18 protein-coding genes are annotated in these 20,005 nt (G+C 46.1%); 12 read left to right on the top strand and 6 right to left on the bottom strand.

The features are described 5' to 3' along the window. Positions 1 to 19: 19 nt before the first annotated feature. Entirely contained in the window at positions 20 to 1,789 is a 1,770-nt protein-coding gene (locus CI595_RS23930; protein WP_095176123.1) for a sensor histidine kinase, read from the bottom strand. 218 nt (positions 1,790 to 2,007) lie between these two features. Between CI595_RS23930 and CI595_RS23935 the strand changes: the two genes are divergently transcribed. The 9 genes from CI595_RS23935 (at position 2,008) to CI595_RS23975 (ending at position 13,031) form a co-directional block, all read left to right on the top strand. Beyond that, entirely contained in the window at positions 2,008 to 3,312 is a 1,305-nt protein-coding gene (locus CI595_RS23935) for an ABC transporter substrate-binding protein (RefSeq protein ID WP_095176124.1), read from the top strand. A 64-nt stretch (positions 3,313 to 3,376) separates the two neighbouring features. Then, entirely contained in the window at positions 3,377 to 4,267 is an 891-nt protein-coding gene (locus tag CI595_RS23940) for a carbohydrate ABC transporter permease (protein ID WP_095176125.1), read from the top strand. A gap of 12 nt (positions 4,268 to 4,279) precedes the next feature. After that, on the top strand, positions 4,280 to 5,113 hold the full coding sequence (locus tag CI595_RS23945; RefSeq protein WP_158661460.1) for a carbohydrate ABC transporter permease: 834 nt from the start codon (positions 4,280 to 4,282) through the stop codon (positions 5,111 to 5,113). Between the two features lie 18 nt (positions 5,114 to 5,131). Continuing rightward, positions 5,132 to 6,691, top strand: a complete 1,560-nt coding sequence (locus tag CI595_RS23950; protein ID WP_095176127.1) for a response regulator — start codon at positions 5,132 to 5,134, stop codon at positions 6,689 to 6,691. A gap of 12 nt (positions 6,692 to 6,703) precedes the next feature. Beyond that, complete coding sequence (locus tag CI595_RS23955) at positions 6,704 to 7,849, top strand: Gfo/Idh/MocA family protein (protein WP_095176128.1); 1,146 nt, start codon at positions 6,704 to 6,706, stop codon at positions 7,847 to 7,849. Positions 7,850 to 8,089: 240 nt separating this feature from the next. Beyond that, a complete protein-coding gene (locus tag CI595_RS23960; RefSeq protein ID WP_095176129.1) occupies positions 8,090 to 8,836 on the top strand; it encodes an N-acetyltransferase in 747 nt (248 codons plus the stop codon). 353 nt (positions 8,837 to 9,189) lie between these two features. Next, the gene (locus CI595_RS23965) at positions 9,190 to 10,959 is read left to right on the top strand and encodes a Na/Pi cotransporter family protein (protein ID WP_095176130.1); all 1,770 of its coding nucleotides are present in this window, start codon (positions 9,190 to 9,192) and stop codon (positions 10,957 to 10,959) included. A gap of 72 nt (positions 10,960 to 11,031) precedes the next feature. Beyond that, the gene (locus CI595_RS23970) at positions 11,032 to 11,706 is read left to right on the top strand and encodes a winged helix-turn-helix domain-containing protein (RefSeq protein WP_095176131.1); all 675 of its coding nucleotides are present in this window, start codon (positions 11,032 to 11,034) and stop codon (positions 11,704 to 11,706) included. Further along, complete coding sequence (locus CI595_RS23975; protein ID WP_095176132.1) at positions 11,703 to 13,031, top strand: sensor histidine kinase; 1,329 nt, start codon at positions 11,703 to 11,705, stop codon at positions 13,029 to 13,031. Before CI595_RS23970 ends, CI595_RS23975 begins: the two co-directional genes overlap by 4 nt. 270 nt (positions 13,032 to 13,301) lie before the next feature. Here CI595_RS23975 and CI595_RS23980 read toward each other — a convergent pair whose 3' ends face one another. The 3 genes from CI595_RS23980 to CI595_RS23990 are packed head-to-tail and all read right to left on the bottom strand — an operon-like array spanning position 13,302 to position 15,267. After that, positions 13,302 to 14,255, bottom strand: coding sequence for a DUF4097 family beta strand repeat-containing protein (locus CI595_RS23980; protein WP_095176133.1), 954 nt, complete (start codon positions 14,253 to 14,255; stop codon positions 13,302 to 13,304). A gap of 6 nt (positions 14,256 to 14,261) precedes the next feature. After that, complete coding sequence (locus CI595_RS23985; protein WP_095176134.1) at positions 14,262 to 14,924, bottom strand: permease prefix domain 1-containing protein; 663 nt, start codon at positions 14,922 to 14,924, stop codon at positions 14,262 to 14,264. Further along, positions 14,914 to 15,267, bottom strand: a complete 354-nt coding sequence (locus CI595_RS23990; protein WP_095176135.1) for a PadR family transcriptional regulator — start codon at positions 15,265 to 15,267, stop codon at positions 14,914 to 14,916. Before CI595_RS23990 ends, CI595_RS23985 begins: the two co-directional genes overlap by 11 nt. 342 nt (positions 15,268 to 15,609) lie before the next feature. On the opposite strand from CI595_RS23990, the gene CI595_RS23995 reads away from it, so the two are divergent. Next, complete coding sequence (locus CI595_RS23995) at positions 15,610 to 16,029, top strand: spore coat protein CotJB (RefSeq protein WP_095176136.1); 420 nt, start codon at positions 15,610 to 15,612, stop codon at positions 16,027 to 16,029. Further along, a complete protein-coding gene (locus tag CI595_RS24000; protein ID WP_095176137.1) occupies positions 16,029 to 16,640 on the top strand; it encodes a manganese catalase family protein in 612 nt (203 codons plus the stop codon). Before CI595_RS23995 ends, CI595_RS24000 begins: the two co-directional genes overlap by 1 nt. A 64-nt stretch (positions 16,641 to 16,704) precedes the next feature. On the opposite strand, the gene CI595_RS24005 is transcribed toward CI595_RS24000, so the two are convergent. Together CI595_RS24005 and trkA are read right to left on the bottom strand one after the other, a co-directional pair. Next, positions 16,705 to 18,147, bottom strand: a complete 1,443-nt coding sequence (locus tag CI595_RS24005) for a TrkH family potassium uptake protein (RefSeq protein WP_095176138.1) — start codon at positions 18,145 to 18,147, stop codon at positions 16,705 to 16,707. A gap of 15 nt (positions 18,148 to 18,162) precedes the next feature. After that, complete coding sequence (trkA, locus tag CI595_RS24010) at positions 18,163 to 19,524, bottom strand: Trk system potassium transporter TrkA (protein ID WP_095176139.1); 1,362 nt, start codon at positions 19,522 to 19,524, stop codon at positions 18,163 to 18,165. 216 nt (positions 19,525 to 19,740) lie between these two features. On the opposite strand from trkA, the gene CI595_RS24015 reads away from it, so the two are divergent. Beyond that, complete coding sequence (locus CI595_RS24015) at positions 19,741 to 19,929, top strand: DUF6472 family protein (protein ID WP_065544566.1); 189 nt, start codon at positions 19,741 to 19,743, stop codon at positions 19,927 to 19,929. Positions 19,930 to 20,005 lie beyond the last annotated feature (76 nt).

Genomic DNA, 20,005 nt, shown 5'->3' on the forward strand with positions numbered 1-20,005 from the left:
ACATAAGGCTGCCTTGCCCTTAGGGGTGGATGGGGGGGAGGGTTAGGGTGGTTTGGGTGCCTTTGGGGGTGCTGGTTATTTGGAGGCCGTAGGCGGGGCCGTAGTGGAGGCGGATGCGTTGGCAGCAGTTTTGGAGGCCGTAGCCGGTTGTGGGGATTAGGGTGTTGGATGTTAATAGTTGATTGAGTTCTTTTTGACGGTCTTGGGGGATTCCGGGGCCGTTGTCTTTTAGGGTTATCTTGATGATTTCTGTGTATTCCACGTTTATTGTGATGGTTAGAGGCGTTGGCGCTGAGATGAAATCTCCGTGTATGATGGAGTTTTCTACTATGGGCTGCAGGGTGAATTTGGGGATTCCGAAGGAGGATATCCGGTCGCTGCAGCTTATTTGCCATGTGATCTTTCCGTCGTAGCCGGCCTGCTCGATCTGGAGGTAGGCCTCTATCATGCGCAGCTCCTGGTCTATGGTGATGATGTCTTTTCCTTTGCTTAGGGAGATGCGGTAAAATTGGGACAGTGACTGGATCAGACGGCAGGCTGTCTCTTTTTTGTCCATGAGCATGCATATGCGTATGGTGTCCAGGGAGTTGTATAGGAAATGGGGGTTTATCTGTTCCTGGAGTATGGTGAATCTTGATTTTTCGATCTCCAGCTCATGTTCTCTTATGGATGTGTTGAGCTGGGTGTTTTTTTTGAACAGGTTGCTGAAGGTGATGATGATGGCGTCTATTTCGTCACCGGTAGTGTCGTCTTTGACCAGGGTATCCAGGATGGCTTCAGCAGCACTGGCGGATGTCAGGTCCTTGTCGGAGATATTGTTGATGGTGTTTGAAAAGTGTTTTATGCGTTTGGACAGGGTGATGGGGAAGATGATGACTGCGATGATGCATAAAAGTACGGTCAGTGAAAATACCAGCAGATATCCTGTCAGCAAGGCCTGGTTTACTATTTTGGAACTGCCTTTTAAGGACTCAAACAGATAATACCAGTCTGTGTATTTGCTTTTTTTAAGTATTTGGCAGCGGGCGTTTTCCGTGGAGAAGACTTCATTTATTTTGCAGGAGGCCGGGGAACCGGGAAGGGTCATGTCCTGGCTGCTGCTGTATAAAAGACCGGATTGGGAGTTCAGGAGCGCAAGGGCAGTGGTATTGGAGCCTGGGGAAAGGATGCTTTTCAGGGTACTGGGCAGATCTATGTCTATGAAGTAAACGGCAATGATGGTCCCGTTTATGTTTTTGATGGCTTTGTAGAAGCTGGCGGTGTTTGCAGAGGACGTGTCAGCTGTAGTGAAGGTCTTCAGGCGGTTGGCACCGGAGGATTCGGATGTTATCTGGCGGAGGGCAGAGGGGTCCAGGTTTTCCAGAGGGAAAAAATGAAAGCTGTCCCCATCTGTGAATGGAAAATAGTCGGAGTAGATTCTTATTTTTTTTACATTATAGACGTATTCCAGGCTGGTGACATTGGCCCGCAGGGATTCAAAGCGCGACAATGCCAGGGAGGAAATGTCTTTTGAGGCGTTGTCCGGGGTCAGGGAGGAGGAGAACAGGGAGGAGAGCGCATTCTGCATGTCAATGATCTGACCCAGACGGGCCTCTATCTGCTGTGCTTCCAGGCTGGCATCAGAGGTGAGCTGGTTGACAGTCTCCTTTCTCAGATAGCTGTTTATGATAAACATGGCTATGGTGATGGAGAGGAGCAGAGGGATCATGGAAGTTAAAATAAAGGCAGCCGTCAGTTTGGAACGGAAGGTGGAAAAACGTTTGTTGAATATTTTTTTGAATGTATTCATAATGGCCTCCGATTGTTGTTGTATTGGCAATATTATAGCAAAATCCGGAAGGAATAAAAACGATTTATGTAAAAATGGATATGATATATTAAAAAATAGATAATAAATTGTATGATTTTCCTAAATAGATGTGATATCTTAATATTAGCTGAACAAGCGGTACTATTTACAGATTCTTTTGCGCAGGAGATTCTAAGAGCTGAAAAAAGGAGTAAGGTATGAAGAAAAGAAATTGGAGAAGTAAATTGGCAGCAGGGACTGCTGTATTTATGACAGGGACTATGCTTTTATCAGGATGTACATCCGCAGAAGAAGATGCCGGTGCCGGCAAACAGGAGACAAAACAGGAGGAAACCTCCCAGGATACGGAGATAACCGTCTATACTTCAGCTATTAATGATGATGAGTATGGGCAGGCGTTTAAGAAAATGGTGGAGGACAACCTGGATTTTAAAGTTAATTTCGAGGCGGAACCTCTGCTGTATGCGGATACAGTCAATAAGGCCACTACGATGCTGGCTTCCGGTGATGATTCTGTGGATGTGTACTTTATTGATGAGATCATGCAGTTATCTTTTATGAGTGCTGATTTTTTGGAGCCTGTAGATGATGTGATCACAGAAGAAGATTTGAATGAGTTTATGGATGGGTATGCAGATAAGTTCTTGAAAAAGGACGGTCACGTGTATGGAGTACCTGCTGATTTCGGTGGTATCCTTTTCTTTGTGAATAAGAAGATGTTTGATGAGGCGGGGATCGCAGTGCCTACGAATCAGGAAGAATTCATTGAGGCAGCAAAGGCTCTGACAAAGGACGGAAAATATGGGCTTCTTGAGGCATGGGATAAGGCTTCACATCTCCAGGATAACCTGAACCGCTGGTGTCTCATGTTTGGCGGGAATTTCTATGACTGGACACTGGACGGGACAAAAGAAGCGATTAAATTTATGTATGATCTGGTACATACCTACGGTGTGACCAGTATTGACAATCTTAGCGTGGATTATGAGACCGGCAACCAGAAGTTTACAGACGGAAATGCAGCCATGTATTTTCAGTGGGCATCAGCCTCCTCCTCTTTTGCTGAGGCAGGGAAATACGGGGATGAGATCATCTGTGCGCCAATGCCTACGTTTGCCACCAACAAGACGCCAATGAGTTCCTGGATGTGGGTGGTGAATAAAAATTCCTCCAAGAAAGAGGCTGCCAAAGAATATGTAAAATTCATGGCAACGCCTGAGGCACAGGCAGCTTATATGAAGGCAACAGGTAAATTCTCCCCTACAGCCAATCTGCGTGCATGGGATGATACGGAGCTGACGAAGAACCTTCTGACTGTGGAAGAACATAAGTCCTATGTGGAGGACAATGCATTTGAGGCCAGGACTTTAAGCGAGAGACATAGTGAATATATGGATACAGTGACCGGAACTCTTCAGGAATATCTTATGGACGAGATCAGTTATGAGGAATGTCTGGAAAAAGGACAGCAGCAGATTGATGAACTATTAGGAAAAAATTAAGACGGACAGGAGGCTGCAGTGCATGCAGCCTCCATAGGAAAAATATTTGGAGGAGGGGAATGCGATGTTGAGAAAACTGACGCTGACAAAGCGGAAAATTTTATTTGCATGGCTCTGCATTCTTCCGGTTCTGCTGATCCGGGCCTGGACAACCATATATCCGGTGGTGACCATGTTTTATTATAGTCTGTTAGACTATGATCTGATTCGGAGAACAAAAAAGTTTGCAGGTCTGCTGAATTTTAAGAAACTTACCACCAATAAACAGTTTTTGGAATCTTTATCTTTCACGGCGGTTTTTACGGTATTGTCCATACTGGCCATTATTGTGCTGGGGATCGGCCTGGCTCTTTTGCTGAAGCAGAATTTCGGAGGACGGAAGCTGATAAGGACCGTATCTCTGATTCCGTGGGGCCTGTCCATGATCGTTGTCTCTATAGCGGCACTCTGGGCTTTTGATGATACATATGGGATCGTAAATGATCTGATCAGAAGGATCGGATTTGCGGGATACCATTTTAGCTGGCTGTCAGATAAGTCAGGGGCACAGATCGCAGTTATTATGGTAAATATATGGAAGAACGTTTCTTTCTTTGGAATTATCATGCTGGCTGCTTTTCAGGGAATACCTGGGGAATTGTTTGAATCAGCAAAGATTGACGGGGCAAATGACTGGAAGATATTGTTCCATGTGTCACTGCCTTATGTTATGAGAACCTTCATTATCATGATAATCTTCATCGGTGTGTCTCAAATCAACAGTTTTGAGATCGTTTACGCCATGACAAAAGGAGGACCGGGGACTTCCACATCCCTTTTGGCATACAGGCTGTATATGGAAGCAACAAAGAATATGAACTATGGAATGGCATCTGCAATTACGGTGGTCATGTTTTTAGCCACGGCAGTTTATGGGGTTGTGGGGCTGTCCATTTACCGAAAAGTGGACTATTAAGGGGGGATGAATATGAAAATGTCCGGGAAAAAGAAAGTCTTTTTATGGATCATGACAATTGTTGTGGGATTTATCATTATGTGGCCTGTTTACTGGATCATAAAGTCATCCTTTACCCAGCAGGTGGATCTGTTCAAATCTCCTATAGAATATAGGCCGATCCATCTGACACTGGATAATTATAAGCTGTTGTTTCAGGCAGCAGGGCTGACGGAATACCTGAAGGGGACCGTGATCATAACTGCAGTATCCCTGATCCTTTCAGTCTTTCTGTGTGCTTTAGCCGGTTATGGGTTTTCCAGATGTCAGACAAAGGGACTGAACGCGGCTTTCGCATTTATTATGTTTTCTACTATGATCCCCGGTACCGTGACGGTGATCCCGCTTATGACATTATGGCGTCATCTGGGGCTGAGTGATACATTTGCAGGGCTGGTGATCTTATACTTTTCCATATTGATCCCGTTTTCAACGATCATGTATTCCGGCTTTATCAGTCAGATCCCCTCTTCCCTGGAGGAAGCAGCCAGGATTGACGGGGCAACCATGGCGGGCGCATTTGTGAGGATCATCCTCCCTCTGCTGAAACCGATCATGGCAACCCTTTGTATCATTAATTTTATTACCTGCCTGAATGAATTTTTTACACCTCTGATGTTTACTACGAAAAATGTGAAGGTAATGAGTCTCTTAATGTCGTCAATTCCCAAGATGAACCAATACCAGATGCCGTGGGGGGCCATCAGTGCAGCGGGATGTATGATGCTGCTCCCGGCGATCTTGTTTATTGTCTGCTTTGAGAAGAATATTATGGGCGGTCTGATGATGGGCAGTATAAAGCAGTAACGTAAAGGATGATGAGTTATGATAAATGTAATGGTGATTGAAGACCGTATCTTAACCTTGAATGCACTGAAAACACAGATACAGTGGGAGGCGTACGGGCTGAATCCGGTGGGCTTTTATGCTGACTGTCAGGAGGCAATGAAGAACCTGGATGAGCGAAAGCCGGATGTTATCATATCGGATATTGTGATGCCCGGAATGGACGGCCTTAGTTTTTGCGAGTATATTAACGGGCTGGGATGTAATATCAAAATTATAATCATCAGCGCATATAGTAAATTTGAATATGCTAAGAAGGGCATTCAGCTGGGCGTGTACGATTTTCTGGAGAAGCCTGTGGATTATGAATTTTTGAGCCAGCGCATTTTACAGGCGGGCAAAGAAAAACATCATGAGGAGCAGGTGCAGCGTGTGTACGAAAACAATCACGGGATTTATCAGGAGGCTTTTTTCCGTAAGCTGCTGAAGGACAGTAAGGAAAGCAGTAAACTGGACCGGATGGAGCTGGAAGAAATACTGGAATCGGATTTGCGGAAAATGCAGTTTAACTGCATAATGATAGCTGTGGAGGCGGGGGAGAGCGGCAGGACGGGAGAGGAGATTTGTGCTGATCTTTGCAAAAACCTGTCTCAGTATTATCAGACCCAGGAATTTTGGGGGCCGTTTTTCATGGAGACTGGTGTGTACTGCATTGTGTTCGGGGAGAAGGAGAATTTTCTTGTGAGTACCCTGATTCATCTGCTGAAAAAGTATATTCGTGATACTGCAGACAATGGGACAGGCGTGTATATGGATATTGGTGTGGGATATTGGGTGGATGATATCAGAAAGCTGCAGTATGCGGCAGACACTGCTATGCAGGCCCTGGAGTATCGTTTTGTCCTGGGCAGGAATCAGGTGTTCCACATCCATGATCATGCGGATAAAGAGTTATCAGATTATACACGGTTTGATTATTTTGAAAAAGAGCTTGCAGATAGTCTGACCTGCGGTGATTTTGGCGGAATCGACAAAGTGTGTACGGAAATTCGCAGTTATGTGGAAAACCATCGCATTAAAAGGCCGTACCTGCTGTTCTTCATCACTAATTTTTTAAGTACACAGATGTGCAGCCTTCTGCCGGAGGAGAGGGTAAAGGATCTGATAAGCCTGCAGAAACTCAATGCTATGGTCTATGCCTCGGATATCCTGGAGTATTTTGAGAAGATCCTCATATCCTCATGCCGGGAGATACGAAATTATACGGTAAAGGACACAACGCACACGGTCGCTAAGATCAAACAGTATATTGAAAAGAATTACAGGGAGGAAGATCTGAGCCTTGGGCAGATCGCAAAGGTCTTCTGTATGAGTCCCAATTATATCTGCCGTATTTTTAAAGAGCAGACAGGCGGTACGCTGGTAAATTATATCAGCAGTCTTAAGATCCTCCAGGCTAAAAAGCTTCTGGTGGAAACAGACAAGAAGATCGGAGAGATCAGCAGTGAGCTGGGGTATTCCAGCCAGTATTATTTTAGCATGGGATTTAAAAAAGCAACCGGATATTCACCAAAGGAATACCGGAAAATACAGGAGTAAAGGAGAAGGATCATGGGCGGTAAAAAAATAAAAGTGGGTATTGTGGGACTTGTGTTCGGAGGAGCCTTTCCCACCATTTACAGAGACCATCCCGATGTGGAGGAGGTAGTTATCTGTGATAAGAACGAAGAGCTGCTTGACAGTTTTTCACGAAAGTTTGGATTTACCAAATGCTGCAGGGATTATCAGGAGTTATTGAACTCGGATGTGGACGCAGTCCATATACTTACCAATATACATACCCACGCAGACCTTGCAGTGCAGGCATTAAATGCAGGAAAACACTGTGCAGTGACGGTGCCTATGGCAACAACGCTGGATGAGATCAGGGATATTATCCAGGCAAAGAAGAAGAACCGGAAGAGATTTATGATGATGGAGACCAGTGTCTATACATATCAGTGCTTGTACGTGAAAGCACTGATGGAACAGGGGAAGCTGGGGAGAATCCAATATCTGAGAGGAACACATTTTCAGGATATGGAGGGATGGCCTGATTACTGGAAGGGACTTCCCCCTCTTCATTATGCCACCCACGCGGTATCGCCGCTTCTGTATCTAAGCGGACAGAGAGCTTTAAAGGTACATTGTTTCGGCAGCGGGACCATGAGGGAGGAGCTTGTGGAACATTATGGGAATCCTTATCCTGTGGAGACGGCTGTCTTTCAGCTGGAAGACGGGCGGACTTCAGCGGATGTTACACGTTCCCTGTTTGAGACGGCCCATGACTATGTGGAGGGATTCAGTGTCTTTGGTGATAAAATGTCGTTTGAGTGGAATTTTGAAAATGAGGACCCCTACGTGTATGCGTTTGAGGAGGGGATGGCAGAGACAAATATCGGAAACAGAGGCAGGATGATAAGCAGGCAGGCAGTACACTGTCCAAACAGAGAAGAACTTCTGCCGGAAGAGATCAGAAAGTATACCACGGAGTTTGCTATCCTGGATCCGGATAACCCTGAAATGTATATGAAACAAGGGGGAGGGCACCATGGCTCCCATCCGCATCTGGTGAATGAATTTGTACGGAGTATTGTGGAGGAGCGGGAACCTCTGATCGACGTATATACGGCAGCCAACTGGACGGCAGCGGGGATCTGTGGGCATCTGTCAGCCATGAAACAAGGTGAGGGAGTTGAAATTCCGGATTTCAGATGAAAGCGATCCGCCATGCCGCAGCTTTGGCAGAATAACACAAGCCGCGCGCAGGAAGAGACAGCAATCAGTGGCTTTGTCAACTATATAAAAATATTTCCCGTCTGTTGTATATGCCTCTGGCCGGATATGTCTTTTGCAGGCCGGGGCAGATAAATTTGTTTCCCATAAAAATATGACATACCGTGTCATGTTTTATATGTTATACTGGCATTAGTTCAGAAAGGAAAAGGGAAAATTTATATGGATATTATTACACTGACAAAGGAAAACCTGGAAAAGGAGCATATCTGCTGTGCGATCTCCAACAATAAGGACTGTCAGGTGGCGGCAAAGAAGGAATGGATCTCCCGGCAGCTGGATGCTGGTCTGATGTTCAAAAAATGTGATGTGCGGGGGAAATGTTTTATTGAATACATTCCTGCGGAGAACGCGTGGGCGCCGGTTTTAGCGGAGGGTTATATGTACATTGACTGTCTGTGGGTATCAGGGAAATTTAAAGGACTTGGGTATTCTAATCTCCTTTTGGACGAATGCATCAGGGACAGCAAGGCAAAAGGAAAAAAGGGACTGGCAGTCCTCTCCTCCCCTAAAAAAATGCCATACTTGTCTGATCCCGGCTATCTCCGTTATAAAGGATTTATCACTGCAGATACGGCTAAGCCGCATTATGAGCTGCTTTATCTGCCTTTTGAGGAGAATGCGGAAAAGCCACAGTTCAGGGAACAGGCAAAATCCCCGCACATAGAGCAGGAGGGATTTGTTCTATATTATACGCATCAATGTCCTTTTACCGCAAAATACGTTCCGCTCATTGAGAATTTGGCAAAAAACAAAGGGGTGCCCTTCCGGGCCATACGTTTTGAGACGAAAGAACAGGCACAAAATGCCCCGGCACCTTTTACGTCATACAGCCTTTTTTATAATGGGGCTTTTTTGACAAATGAAATCTTATCTGAAAAGAAATTTGAAAAGATTCTTGCAGAGTAACGACTCCTCCGGTCATCGTATTTATTTCGCTGACCGTGAGAACAAGTCCAACAGCCAAGCATAATCCCATTGCCCAGGCAATCGTCAATTCTAATAGTCAGTTCAAGGGCCGCTGCCGGAGTTTAAGGCAGCGGTTTGTGAATCTATAAGCCTGTATTTCAGGTATCAGAAAATTTTACATAGATTTTACAAAACCCCAATAAAAGATTTTACATACCTCCCCTACAATAAGGACAGAATAAAAGGTAATAAGCTGTTACTGCTCACTGCCACGATCCCTAGGAGCGTGTTGCTGAGAACGGAGTGAACCGTAACCAAGTTTGCCTTGCTACAAAAGGAAAAGGAGAAAAAGTATGGATTTCTTTAGTATTTTGACCTTAGTCGGTGGTCTGGCTTTGTTTTTATACGGAATGAATGTCATGGGCGACGGTCTGGCCAAGGTATCAGGCGGCAAGATGGAGAGGATTCTGGAAACACTGACCTCAAATCCCTTAAAAGCCGTGGGACTGGGAGCCGCTGTCACTGCGGTCATTCAGTCTTCATCAGCAACCACAGTCATGGTTGTAGGTTTCGTTAACTCCGGCATCATGAAGCTCTCTCAGGCAGTGGGTGTTATCATGGGGGCCAATATCGGTACAACAATTACATCCTGGATCCTGAGTCTTTCCGGAATTCAGAGTGATAACTTCTTTATACAGCTTTTCAAACCATCCACATTTTCACCCGTCCTGGCTATTGTGGGTGTCGCTTTCCTTATGTTTGCCAAAAGTGAGAAGAAAAAAGACATTGGCATGATATTTATTGGATTTGCGGTGCTTATGTTTGGTATGGAGAGTATGAGCAGCGCTGTGAAGCCGCTGGCGGACGTTCCGGAATTCACCGGTATTCTGACACAGTTTTCCAACCCCATCCTGGGCATGATCGCAGGTACGGTCCTCACAGCAGTTATCCAGAGTTCTTCCGCGTCTGTGGGTATTCTGCAGGCACTCTGTGTGACAGGGGCGGTGAGCTTTGATGTTGCCATCCCCATTATTATGGGACAGAATATCGGTACTTGTGTGACCGCGCTTCTCTCCGCTGTGGGAGCTAATAAGAATGCAAAACGTGCGGCTATGGTACATCTGTACTTTAACGTGATCGGTACGGTTACATTCATGATCCTTTTCTATGCACTTAACTCCTTTATCCATTTTGGATTTATGGGACATGCGGCAAATGCGGCAGGTATTGCCATCGTGCATACCACATTCAATGTTTTTGCGACTTTGGTCCTGCTGCCATTCTCCAGAGGCCTGGAAAAGCTTGCCACCCTTACGATCCGGGACAAAGAGGAGGAGGCAAAAACATCCCCACAGGATATTCAGACACAGCTTTTAGATGTGCGTTTTCTTGATAAACCGGCGTTCGCCATGGAGCAGAGCCGCCACGTGGTGGATAGTATGGCAAGAGATGCACAGGAGTCTCTGCGCAAAGCCCTGTCTCTGATTGATAATTACGATGAGAAAGGGGCGGAGGATGTGGTCAGCTTGGAAGATCATGTGGACCGCTATGAGGATGCGCTGGGAACGTATCTGGTGAAATTAAGCCAGAAAGATCTGAATCAGAAGGACAGCCATGACTTGTCCATTATGCTCCACTGCATCGGTGATTTTGAGCGTATATCTGACCATGCGGTAAATATTATGCAGTCAGCAAAAGAAATGTATGCAAAAAACATGAAATTTTCAGATAAGGCAATACAGGAACTGCACGTGATAGCCAAGGCTGTTGAGGACATCTTTGATTCTGCCTACAAAGTATTCGCAGGGCAGGACCAGGAGCTGGCAAAAAGTGTGGAACCTCTTGAACAGGTAATAGATGAGCTGAATATGGAGCTGAAGGCCCGTCATATCCGCAGGCTCAGGGAAGGCAAATGCACCATTGAACAGGGCTTTGTCCTTTCTGATATCACAACCAGTCTGGAGAGGATCGCAGACCACTGTTCCAACATTGCAGTCTGTATCACCCAGGTTCCGGATGATGCGTTTGATACCCACAGTTATCTGGAGCATATGAAGCGTGAGGATAACTCCGAGTTCCAGCGGGTAATGGAACTTTCCCGCAGTCATTATCAGCTTCCATAAATTTTTCTTGTGCGCTCCCTGAAAAATGCGTATACTGTCTATAGGATAGGATGGCAGAAGAAGGGAGCGCATATGATTTATTGTGTGGAGGATGAAAGAAATATTCGGGAACTTCTTGTATATACATTGGGCACTACCGGATTTCAGGCAAAGGGATTAAGTGATGGAAAAGAATTGTTTGCAGCACTGGAGGGTGAGATACCGGAGCTGATACTTCTGGATATTATGCTGCCCGGTGACGACGGGTATGCGATTCTGGAAAAATTGAAAAAAGAGCACAAAACCAGAGACATCCCTGTTATTATGGTAACTGCCAAGGAGGCGGAATACGATAAGGTGAGAGGGCTGGACGGCGGGGCGGATGACTATATTACCAAACCTTTTGGTATGATGGAATTTATTTCCCGGGTCAGGGCAGTGCTCCGCAGAAGTAAAAAGCAGTATCAGGACAAAATCCTGCGCTGTGAAGATCTCTCCGTAAATGTGGACAGGCATGAAGTGCTGGATGGGCAGCGGAGAGTGGAACTGACACTGAAAGAATTTGAAATGCTCCGCTATCTGATGGAGAATCAGGGGATCGTGCTGAGCCGTGACCGACTGCTGGAACATATCTGGGGATATGACTTTGACGGTGAGACAAGGACAGTGGATGTACATATCCGGACACTGCGGCAGAAGCTGGGAGACTGCGGAAACCTGATTGAGACCATCCGGGGAGTGGGCTATCGGATTGGAGATGGAAGATGAAACAACGTATACTGAACCACGTAGGGATCATGGTGGTTCTTTCCGTGATACTGACCTTTTTCGCGGCCAGTGCTGTTATGTACGGGAAATACAATCATTATATGAAGCAGGATGTCAGGAATGAAGTCCAGTACATCCGCTACGCGGTGGAGAATACGGGGGAGGAGTATCTGAACAAAACCACAGGTGATCTGACTACAAGCCGTATTACTCTGGCAAGGCCTGACGGGACGATCCTTTATGATTCAGAAAAAGATGCCTCTGATCTGGAGAACCATAAGGACAGACCCGAGATCATCCAGGCATTGGAAAAGGGGACCGGGGAAGTGGTACGGTTTTCCCAGACGCTGTCAAAGCAGACCTTTTATTATGCAGTCAAATTAAATGACGGAAATATTCTGCGGGTAGCGAAGACAACAGACAGTGTTTTGTCTACCATGATGTCAAGCTTTACGCTTTTGGGGCTTTTGCTGATCGCGATTCTGGCGCTGGCTTTTTTTGTAGTCGAGAAGCAGACCAGAAGGCTGATCGCGCCCATCAATGAATTGGATCTGGAGCATCCGCTGGAGAATGTGGCGTATGAGGAACTGCGGCCTCTTTTGAATCGGGTGGATGAGCAGAATGTGCAGATTGCCAAGCAGGTAGAGGAACTGAAACAGGCGGAGTTGGTGCGAAAGGAATTTTCGGCAAATGTCTCCCATGAATTGAAGACCCCGCTCATGTCCATTTCAGGTTATGCGGAGATCATGCGTGACGGGCTGGTACAGCCTCAGGATGTGCCGGAATTTGCAGGCAGGATTTACGATGAGGCAAGCAGGCTTACCAGTCTTGTGCAGGACATTATTGAAATCTCAAAGCTGGATGAGAGCAGGAATATGCCTTTGGAAGAGGTGGATCTGTATGAAATGACCCAGGATATCTGCCAGACCCTTATGCTCCCTGCCAAAAAGAAACGAGTGACGGTTCTGATGGAAGGAAAGAGCGTGACGATCCAGGGGGTAAGGCACGTTTTATATGAAATGCTGTATAACCTTGTGGATAACGCCATTAAATATAATAAAGAAGGTGGATACGTGAAGGTTCTGCTCGCCCGGGAAAAAGACGGGGTGCGGTGGAGTGTGGAGGATAACGGGATCGGCATAGCAAAAGAGGAGCAGGAGCGAATCTTTGAGCGGTTTTACCGTGTGGACAAGAGCCATTCCAGAAAGACCGGGGGAACAGGGCTGGGGCTTTCCATCGTGAAGCATGGAGCCGCGCTGCATCACGCCAAGATCGTGCTGAACAGTGAGCCTGGGAAGGGCAGTAAGATAGTATTGAGATTTTAGCGGCTGTAAAAGATTGAGGAGACCGTCTGTATTGGCGGGCTCCTCAATTTTGTTTGTGCGCAGTATTATTTGGTTTTCAGCGCAGTATTATTTAGGTTACTGTTCACTGGCCACTGTACCGGGAGGCGTTTTCCCAAAGGGATGCTGCGCGATGCGAAGCAAAATCCCGAGTTAGCCAGCGCGATATGGGGCAGAATGCTCCATATCTGTGCATCGCGAAGCGCGTTACTGTGCAAAGAGCTACGTTTTTAGTATACTGTGAACAGTAACTCATTTTGTTTTGCTCAGTTTGATGCTGCCGCTTACCGTATCGATCCGGAAGTGGCTTTTGCCGGACTCGTAGGTGCGGTGGGAGTCAGAACCGGTAGTCGGGAAGTCGCTCTCCAGGTCACCGCTTACGGTGTCATATTCCAATGTAAAACCGGAATTGTCGGGGATGTTCAGGGTTACGCTTCCGCTGGTGGTGTCTGCCTGGATATTTTCAGGGCAGGCAGCAGAGGTGATCTGTAAATCTCCCGATACACTGTCGTGCTGCACAGCAGTCAGAGAACCATCCAGGATAACGTCGCCGCTGGTAGTATTGGTAACCGCATTTTCGCTGACGATCAGATTTGTGGAAATCAGGGAGCCGCTGGTGGTGTCCGCGGAAAGGGTGTCGGACTCCACATTTTTAAGACTGATATCTCCGGACACATTATCCAGGGACAGTTTTTTTGTTTTCAAGTTATCCAGGCTGATATCTGAGGAGACACCATCCACAAGAATTTCCTGGAAGGAGTCCGCATATTTCCTGGGAATCTGGATCTCCAGCTTTTTTGAAAGGCCGTTGGCAAAAGCGGTTATGATATTTTTGGTGGCACCGCGGTATTCAATAAGAAGCGTGTCATCCTTCAGGTAATAGTGCAGTTGTTCTTTGGTGTTTAATTTCCGTGAAGATGTTTCTTTGACAATGACCTGATCGGTATCTGCGGCAGATAAAGTGACGCTGCCGTCTAACCAGTTTACTCTTATGTTCTTTATTTTATCCGCAGGAAGTTCGGCGGGCCCGGCCGTGTACTTGCCGCTTTCCGCGTAGGTCCAGCCTCCGGAAGAGGTGTGATTGCCAAAAGGAAACAGGGTGACACTCCAGTTGCCTAAAATACCCATGATAAGTACAACTGTCAGGATAACAGCCACAATAGACCAGGAAACTATGCGTATAACAGCAGATGTTTTTCTATTCATGGTTACCTACTTTCTCAGCTCAAAGGCTGCTCGGATGATAGACTGTACCGCAGCGGCGATCAAAAAAATGATCCAGGTTACATTCCACCGCATGGTAGTGAAACTGATGATAATATACAGTACAGTGGCAAGACTCCATAAGGCACTGTTGACTGCCCGGAAAGTCTGGCGGCTGCCGCCGTTGTATTCCTGCCATTCTCTGAAATCATCTACGATAGTGCCGTCATTGGCAGTATAGCGGGGGCGGGTCATATTGTTATAGAGCAGCAGACCGGTGGCAGCGGCGATCATTAGAAACATGAGGCATACACCTACGGTATCGTGGCCTAAACTGTCCGCAATGATGACAGGGACCACACATGTGATATAAAGCATAATGGCTGAGGAGAACAGGATGGCGGATTTGCGCTTCTGTTTTTTATGGCTTTCTTCATCAGGGAAGGGGTTGGGATTGTAGCCGGCAGTCAGACTGGACAGCAGCTCATCCACGTCTCCTACGCTGGCTACAGAAATATTAAATGCCGCTTCCGGGCTTTTGCCTTCAGCCAGAAGGTCATGGTATTTGTCTATAAGGTTCTGAAGAATCTCCTCTTTTAGCTCCACGGCCTGTTTGGTGGGGGGAATTTCCCCGAATAAATTGTCCATATATTCCCTGAGTCTATTTTCCATCTTTTACTTCCTCCTTTTTTGATTGGATCAGAACATCAATTAATCGTTTCGCTGTGTCCCATTCTTCCTTCAGACGTTCATAAGTCCGTTCTCCCTCCGGGGTGATGGAATAGTAGCGCCGACGGGCACCTGTCAGCTCATTGCCCCAATAGGATGATATGCAGCCAGCCTCTTCCAGACGTCTGAATGCAGTGTAGAGGGTAGCTTCTTTTAATTCGTACTGTTGATTTGTCTTTCTTTGTATCTCTTTATTGATCTTATATCCGTAGCTGTCGCCTTCCAGCAGGTGTGCCAGAATAATAGTATCGGTATGGCCGCGAATCAAATCAGAAGCGATCGACATATAGCATACCTCCTTTTCTTAGTTACATTTAAACACAAACATACCTCGCCTGTCAAGGTATATTTAAAATTGAAAAAACTACCTTTGTGAAACGATTTTTTTCTGCGCATACTAACAATGCAGAGAAAAATTTGATGTTTTTTGGTAACTATTCAGTAGGTCTGCGCTTTCATTGCGTTGACAATAAGAAAGTGTACCACGGCCAAGCAAAAATTCCATCGCCAAAGGCATCCAAATGCAAAAGGCGATTCTGCATGGATTTTTGCCTGTAACTGTGAGGGTACTGAACAGTTACGGTTTTTGTCAAAAAAAGTATTTGCACAGCAGAAAGGAGACGATGATATGGAACAGCAGCATCTTGCAATAGCCTCCGTTCCCATTCAGAGCTGGGAGACACTCTATGATTGGGAACAGGCACTGGCAACGGGAACCATTTTTCCGGGGCTGAACAAGCCTTTCTTTGTATTGGAGGAAACTCCTTATGAAACAGGTTTTAAACCGGATGAAAACGCATCCCCCGAGCAGCAGGAGAGGGAGCGGATGATGAAAGAGATCAGTGCACTGAGTTTTGCCCTGGATGATACGGTCCTGTACCTGGACACCCATCCCGAATCCGCAGAGGCCATGGACCTAAGGAAAACACTCATTGAACAGAGAAAAGTTCTTCTCAAAGCATTTGATGAAAAATTTTATGCTTTGACAAAAGATTGTATGGGATGTTGGGGAGAAGGCCCCATGCCATGGGAAGGAGCGTGTATCTGATGTGGACTTATGAAAAAAGACTTCAGTTCCCTGTAAAGATCACAAAAACATGTCCGAAGACGGCACAGCTTATCATCAGCCAGTACGGCGGGCCTGACGGAGAGCTTTCGGCATCCATGCGGTATCTGGCTCAGCGTTATACCATGCCGGTGAAATCGGTAGGCGGACTTTTGACCGATATCGGCACAGAAGAGCTGGCCCATATGGAAATCATATGTGCCATGGTTTATCAGCTTACCAGGGATTTGACGGTGGAGCAGGCCCAGGCTGCAGGTTTTGACGCCTACTATATTGACCACACTAAGGCACTGTGGCCCCAGGCTGCGGCAGGTGTTCCTTTTACAGCACTGGAATTCCAGTCAAAGGGTGATGCCATTGCGGATCTGACAGAGGATTTGGCTGCAGAGCAGAAAGCCAGGGTGGTATATGATAACCTTCTGCGTATGATCACAGACCCGGAAGTAAGGGAACCGCTTAAATTTTTAAGAACAAGAGAGATCGTGCATTTTCAGCGTTTCGGAGAGGCACTGGAGAGAACAAAAGAGAGACTGGATTCCAATAATTACTATTATTTTAATCCGGAGTTTGACAAGAAGTTTCTTCAGGACTAATAAGATGTCAGCACAATAGAAAAAGCCGTTATCTGAAATTTTCGTTATCAGATAACGGCCTTTTTTAGAATTTTTTCCAGGTGTCCCTGGTAAACAGCAGGAGGATGGGGAATAATTCCAGTCTTCCCGCAAGCATATCAAAGATCAGGATCAATTTGGCTCCGCCGGAAAATATAGAGAAGTTCTGAGTAGGCCCAACCAGTTCAAGTCCAGGTCCGATGTTGTTCAAAGTGGCGGCGACACTGGTAAAATTGGTTATCAGGTCGTGATTGTCAAAACTGATCAACAGGGCAGAGAAAGCAAACACCAGTACATAGGCGATCATGAATACATTGGTGGAGCGGACAACCTCATGCTCAACCAGTTTTTCATCCATTTTGATTTTCTTGATACTGCGCGGATGCAGGAACTGACGCAGTTCTTTTTGGATGGTCTTCATCAGAATGACAAAACGTGACACCTTGATACCACCGCCGGTACTGCCTGCGCAGGCACCCACGAACATCAGGATGACCAGAATCGTTCGGGACATTTCCGGCCACGTGTTAAAGTCCGTGGTGGCAAATCCGGTAGTAGTGATAATGGAAGCCACCTGGAATGCCACTTGCTGCAGGGATTCACCGATACTGCCGTAAATATGGTACACATTAAATGTAATAGTGACGATGGCAATGGCAATGATAGCCAGATACCAGCGCACTTCCTCAATGTGGAGGGCCTGCCTCAGCTTGCCGCTTATTATCAGGAAATAAGCACTGAAATTGACGCCGAATAATATCATGAATACAGTGACAACCACCTGAATGTAGGTGGAATAACTGGCAATACTGTCATTTTTGATACCAAATCCACCGGTACCTGCCGTTCCGAAGGCAGTGGTCAGTGCATCAAACACAGGCATACCGCCGCAGAGAAGGAAAAGAATCTCCAACAGGGTAAGTGCCAGATAAATGCCGTACAGGATTTTAGCGGTGGACTGTACTTTTGGAACCAGCTTGCTGACAGAGGGGCCAGGGCTTTCCGCTTTCATAAGATTCATATGGTAGCCGCCGCCGGTCAGAGGAAGCAGGGAGAGCAGAAATACAAGTACCCCCATACCTCCGATCCAGTGGGTAAAACTCCTCCAGAACAGGATACAGTGGGAAAGGGATTCTACCTCCGTCAGGATACTGGCACCTGTAGTGGTAAATCCGGACACGGTTTCAAAGATTGCATCAATAACATTGGGAATGGAGCCGCTGAATATAAACGGCAGCGCTCCCATGATACTGAGCACGATCCAGCTCAGCGCTACGGTGACAAAGCCTTCTTTTGTATAAAATATTTTGTTCTTTGGCTTTCTCTGAGTCAGAGGTATGCCGATGAGGAGGCACAGAAGCATGGCCAGCACAAAAGCCCACCCGCTGGATTCCTTGTATATCATGGCGACAATACAGGGAAGGAGCATAAAAAGTGCCTCAAAATTTAAGATCCATCCTATAATATAGGAAATAATTGAGTAATTCATTTCATCCCTCGTAAATTATTTATTTTTCAGTATATCTTTAATGTCGTGCAGCCCCTTCACAGTGGTGACCACGATCACAGTGTCCCCAAGCTGAATACTGTCCTGTCCCCGGGGAATGGTGATTTTTCCTTTTCTGTTGATACAGGTGATCAGCAGATTGTCCCGGATATTCAGGTCGGCAAGCGGTATGTTTAAGAAGGTGCAGTCCTCGTGTACAGAGAATTCCAGAGCTTCCGCTTTGTTGTCCAGGATCTGGTAGAGGGTTTCCACATTGCTTCCGATGCTGTTCTGCATAGCCCGCACATACTGCAGGATGTAATCAGCGGTCAGATATTTGGGATATATGACGCTGCCGATGTCCAGGCCTTCAATGATATCGTCAAAGGCGATACGGTTTACTTTTGATATCAGCTTGGCATTGCTGTTCTTTTTGGCAAACAGAGCTAGGAGAATGTTCTCCTCGTCCAGGTTGGTGAGTGTTACAAAAGATTCTACACGTGTCAGGCCTTCTTCCAGAAGAAGATTTTTATCGGTGCCGTCACCGTTTATGATCGTCGCGTCAGGGAGAAGCTCACTTAACTGTTCGCAGCGGTCCTTGTCGGCCTCCACGATCAATACCCGGATCTTCATAGCCAGAAGAAGCTTTGCCAGGTAAAAGGAGAGGGTACTGCCGCCCACGATCATGGTACTCTTGACCTGGTGGGTGTGAATGCCGATCCTCTTGAAGAACAGCGCGGAATTTACCGGGGAGGCAATGATAGAAATAATGTCGTTGTCTCTCAAAACAAAATTACCGGAGGGAATGCTCACCTCGTCTCCGCGCTCTACCGCACATATGAGGATACTGTTTTTATAGCGCTCTGCTACTTCCATGACAGTGGTCTGATCCAGATTAAATTCTGGTTTTAACTTGAATTTCAGAAGTTCGACCCTGCCTTTGGCAAAGGTGTCAATCTTAATGGCAGATGGAAAACGCAGAAGCCTTGAGATCTCAATAGCTGCGGCATGTTCCGGATTGATGATCATGGAAATGCCCAGACGCTCCTTGATAAAGCCAAGTTCTTTGCTGTACACAGGGTTTCGTACCCTGGCGATGGTGTGACATTTGCTGACCTTTTTGGCGATCAGGCAGCAGAGAAGGTTCAGTTCGTCGGAACCGGTCACCGCAATGAGGATGTCAGCCGTTTCGATGCCGGCATCCAGCAGGGTATTAATACTGGATGCATTGCCCAGTACGCCCATGATATCTGCGTCTTCTGAAATGTCCTGGACCTTTTTGGCGATTATATCGACCATAACTATATTGTGTCCTTCGTTGCTGAGCTGTTCGGCAAGGGTACGGCCCACTTTACCACTGCCTAAAATGATGATTTTCATAACTTCCTCCAGTAATTAAAATTGTATAAAAAAAATATACCTGACATAAAGATTTTATAAAGGGATATCGTCCAATCATTATAACACCACTTGCAGTTTTTTTAAATCATAGAATCATAAATTTTTCTGTTTTTTATAGGAAATTTATAGTGAAATTTGACAAAAAGAGAAGATTCTGCTATACATAATTCAAAAGATAGAAAAAGGGAGCGGATTATGGAAAAAAAGAAAACAGCTAACTGCGAATATTGCAGTAATTATGTCTATGATGAGGAATACGGCTATTATAGCTGCGACGTGAATTTGGACGAGGACGAGATGGGCAGATTTATGACCAATACTTTCCAAAACTGTCCTTACTTCCAGATGAATGATGAGTATAAAATTGTTAGAAAGCAGATGTAAAAGAAGAAGCTGTGCCCAGACAGGATATTCAGTCAGGGTACAGCTTCTTTTGGGTATACAGGCAGACCTGTTAATG

Source organism: Blautia hominis, assembly GCA_002270465.1.
Lineage (GTDB): Bacteria > Bacillota > Clostridia > Lachnospirales > Lachnospiraceae > Blautia > Blautia hominis.

Coding starts and splice junctions, on each gene's coding strand:
- CI595_RS23930 (WP_095176123.1), bottom strand. CDS start 1,789: ATGAATACATTCAAAAAAATATTCAACAAACGTTTTTCCACCTTCCGT.
- CI595_RS23935 (WP_095176124.1), top strand. CDS start 2,008: ATGAAGAAAAGAAATTGGAGAAGTAAATTGGCAGCAGGGACTGCTGTA.
- CI595_RS23940 (WP_095176125.1), top strand. CDS start 3,377: ATGTTGAGAAAACTGACGCTGACAAAGCGGAAAATTTTATTTGCATGG.
- CI595_RS23945 (WP_158661460.1), top strand. CDS start 4,280: ATGAAAATGTCCGGGAAAAAGAAAGTCTTTTTATGGATCATGACAATT.
- CI595_RS23950 (WP_095176127.1), top strand. CDS start 5,132: ATGATAAATGTAATGGTGATTGAAGACCGTATCTTAACCTTGAATGCA.
- CI595_RS23955 (WP_095176128.1), top strand. CDS start 6,704: ATGGGCGGTAAAAAAATAAAAGTGGGTATTGTGGGACTTGTGTTCGGA.
- CI595_RS23960 (WP_095176129.1), top strand. CDS start 8,090: ATGGATATTATTACACTGACAAAGGAAAACCTGGAAAAGGAGCATATC.
- CI595_RS23965 (WP_095176130.1), top strand. CDS start 9,190: ATGGATTTCTTTAGTATTTTGACCTTAGTCGGTGGTCTGGCTTTGTTT.
- CI595_RS23970 (WP_095176131.1), top strand. CDS start 11,032: ATGATTTATTGTGTGGAGGATGAAAGAAATATTCGGGAACTTCTTGTA.
- CI595_RS23975 (WP_095176132.1), top strand. CDS start 11,703: ATGAAACAACGTATACTGAACCACGTAGGGATCATGGTGGTTCTTTCC.
- CI595_RS23980 (WP_095176133.1), bottom strand. CDS start 14,255: ATGAATAGAAAAACATCTGCTGTTATACGCATAGTTTCCTGGTCTATT.
- CI595_RS23985 (WP_095176134.1), bottom strand. CDS start 14,924: ATGGAAAATAGACTCAGGGAATATATGGACAATTTATTCGGGGAAATT.
- CI595_RS23990 (WP_095176135.1), bottom strand. CDS start 15,267: ATGTCGATCGCTTCTGATTTGATTCGCGGCCATACCGATACTATTATT.
- CI595_RS23995 (WP_095176136.1), top strand. CDS start 15,610: ATGGAACAGCAGCATCTTGCAATAGCCTCCGTTCCCATTCAGAGCTGG.
- CI595_RS24000 (WP_095176137.1), top strand. CDS start 16,029: ATGTGGACTTATGAAAAAAGACTTCAGTTCCCTGTAAAGATCACAAAA.
- CI595_RS24005 (WP_095176138.1), bottom strand. CDS start 18,147: ATGAATTACTCAATTATTTCCTATATTATAGGATGGATCTTAAATTTT.
- trkA (WP_095176139.1), bottom strand. CDS start 19,524: ATGAAAATCATCATTTTAGGCAGTGGTAAAGTGGGCCGTACCCTTGCC.
- CI595_RS24015 (WP_065544566.1), top strand. CDS start 19,741: ATGGAAAAAAAGAAAACAGCTAACTGCGAATATTGCAGTAATTATGTC.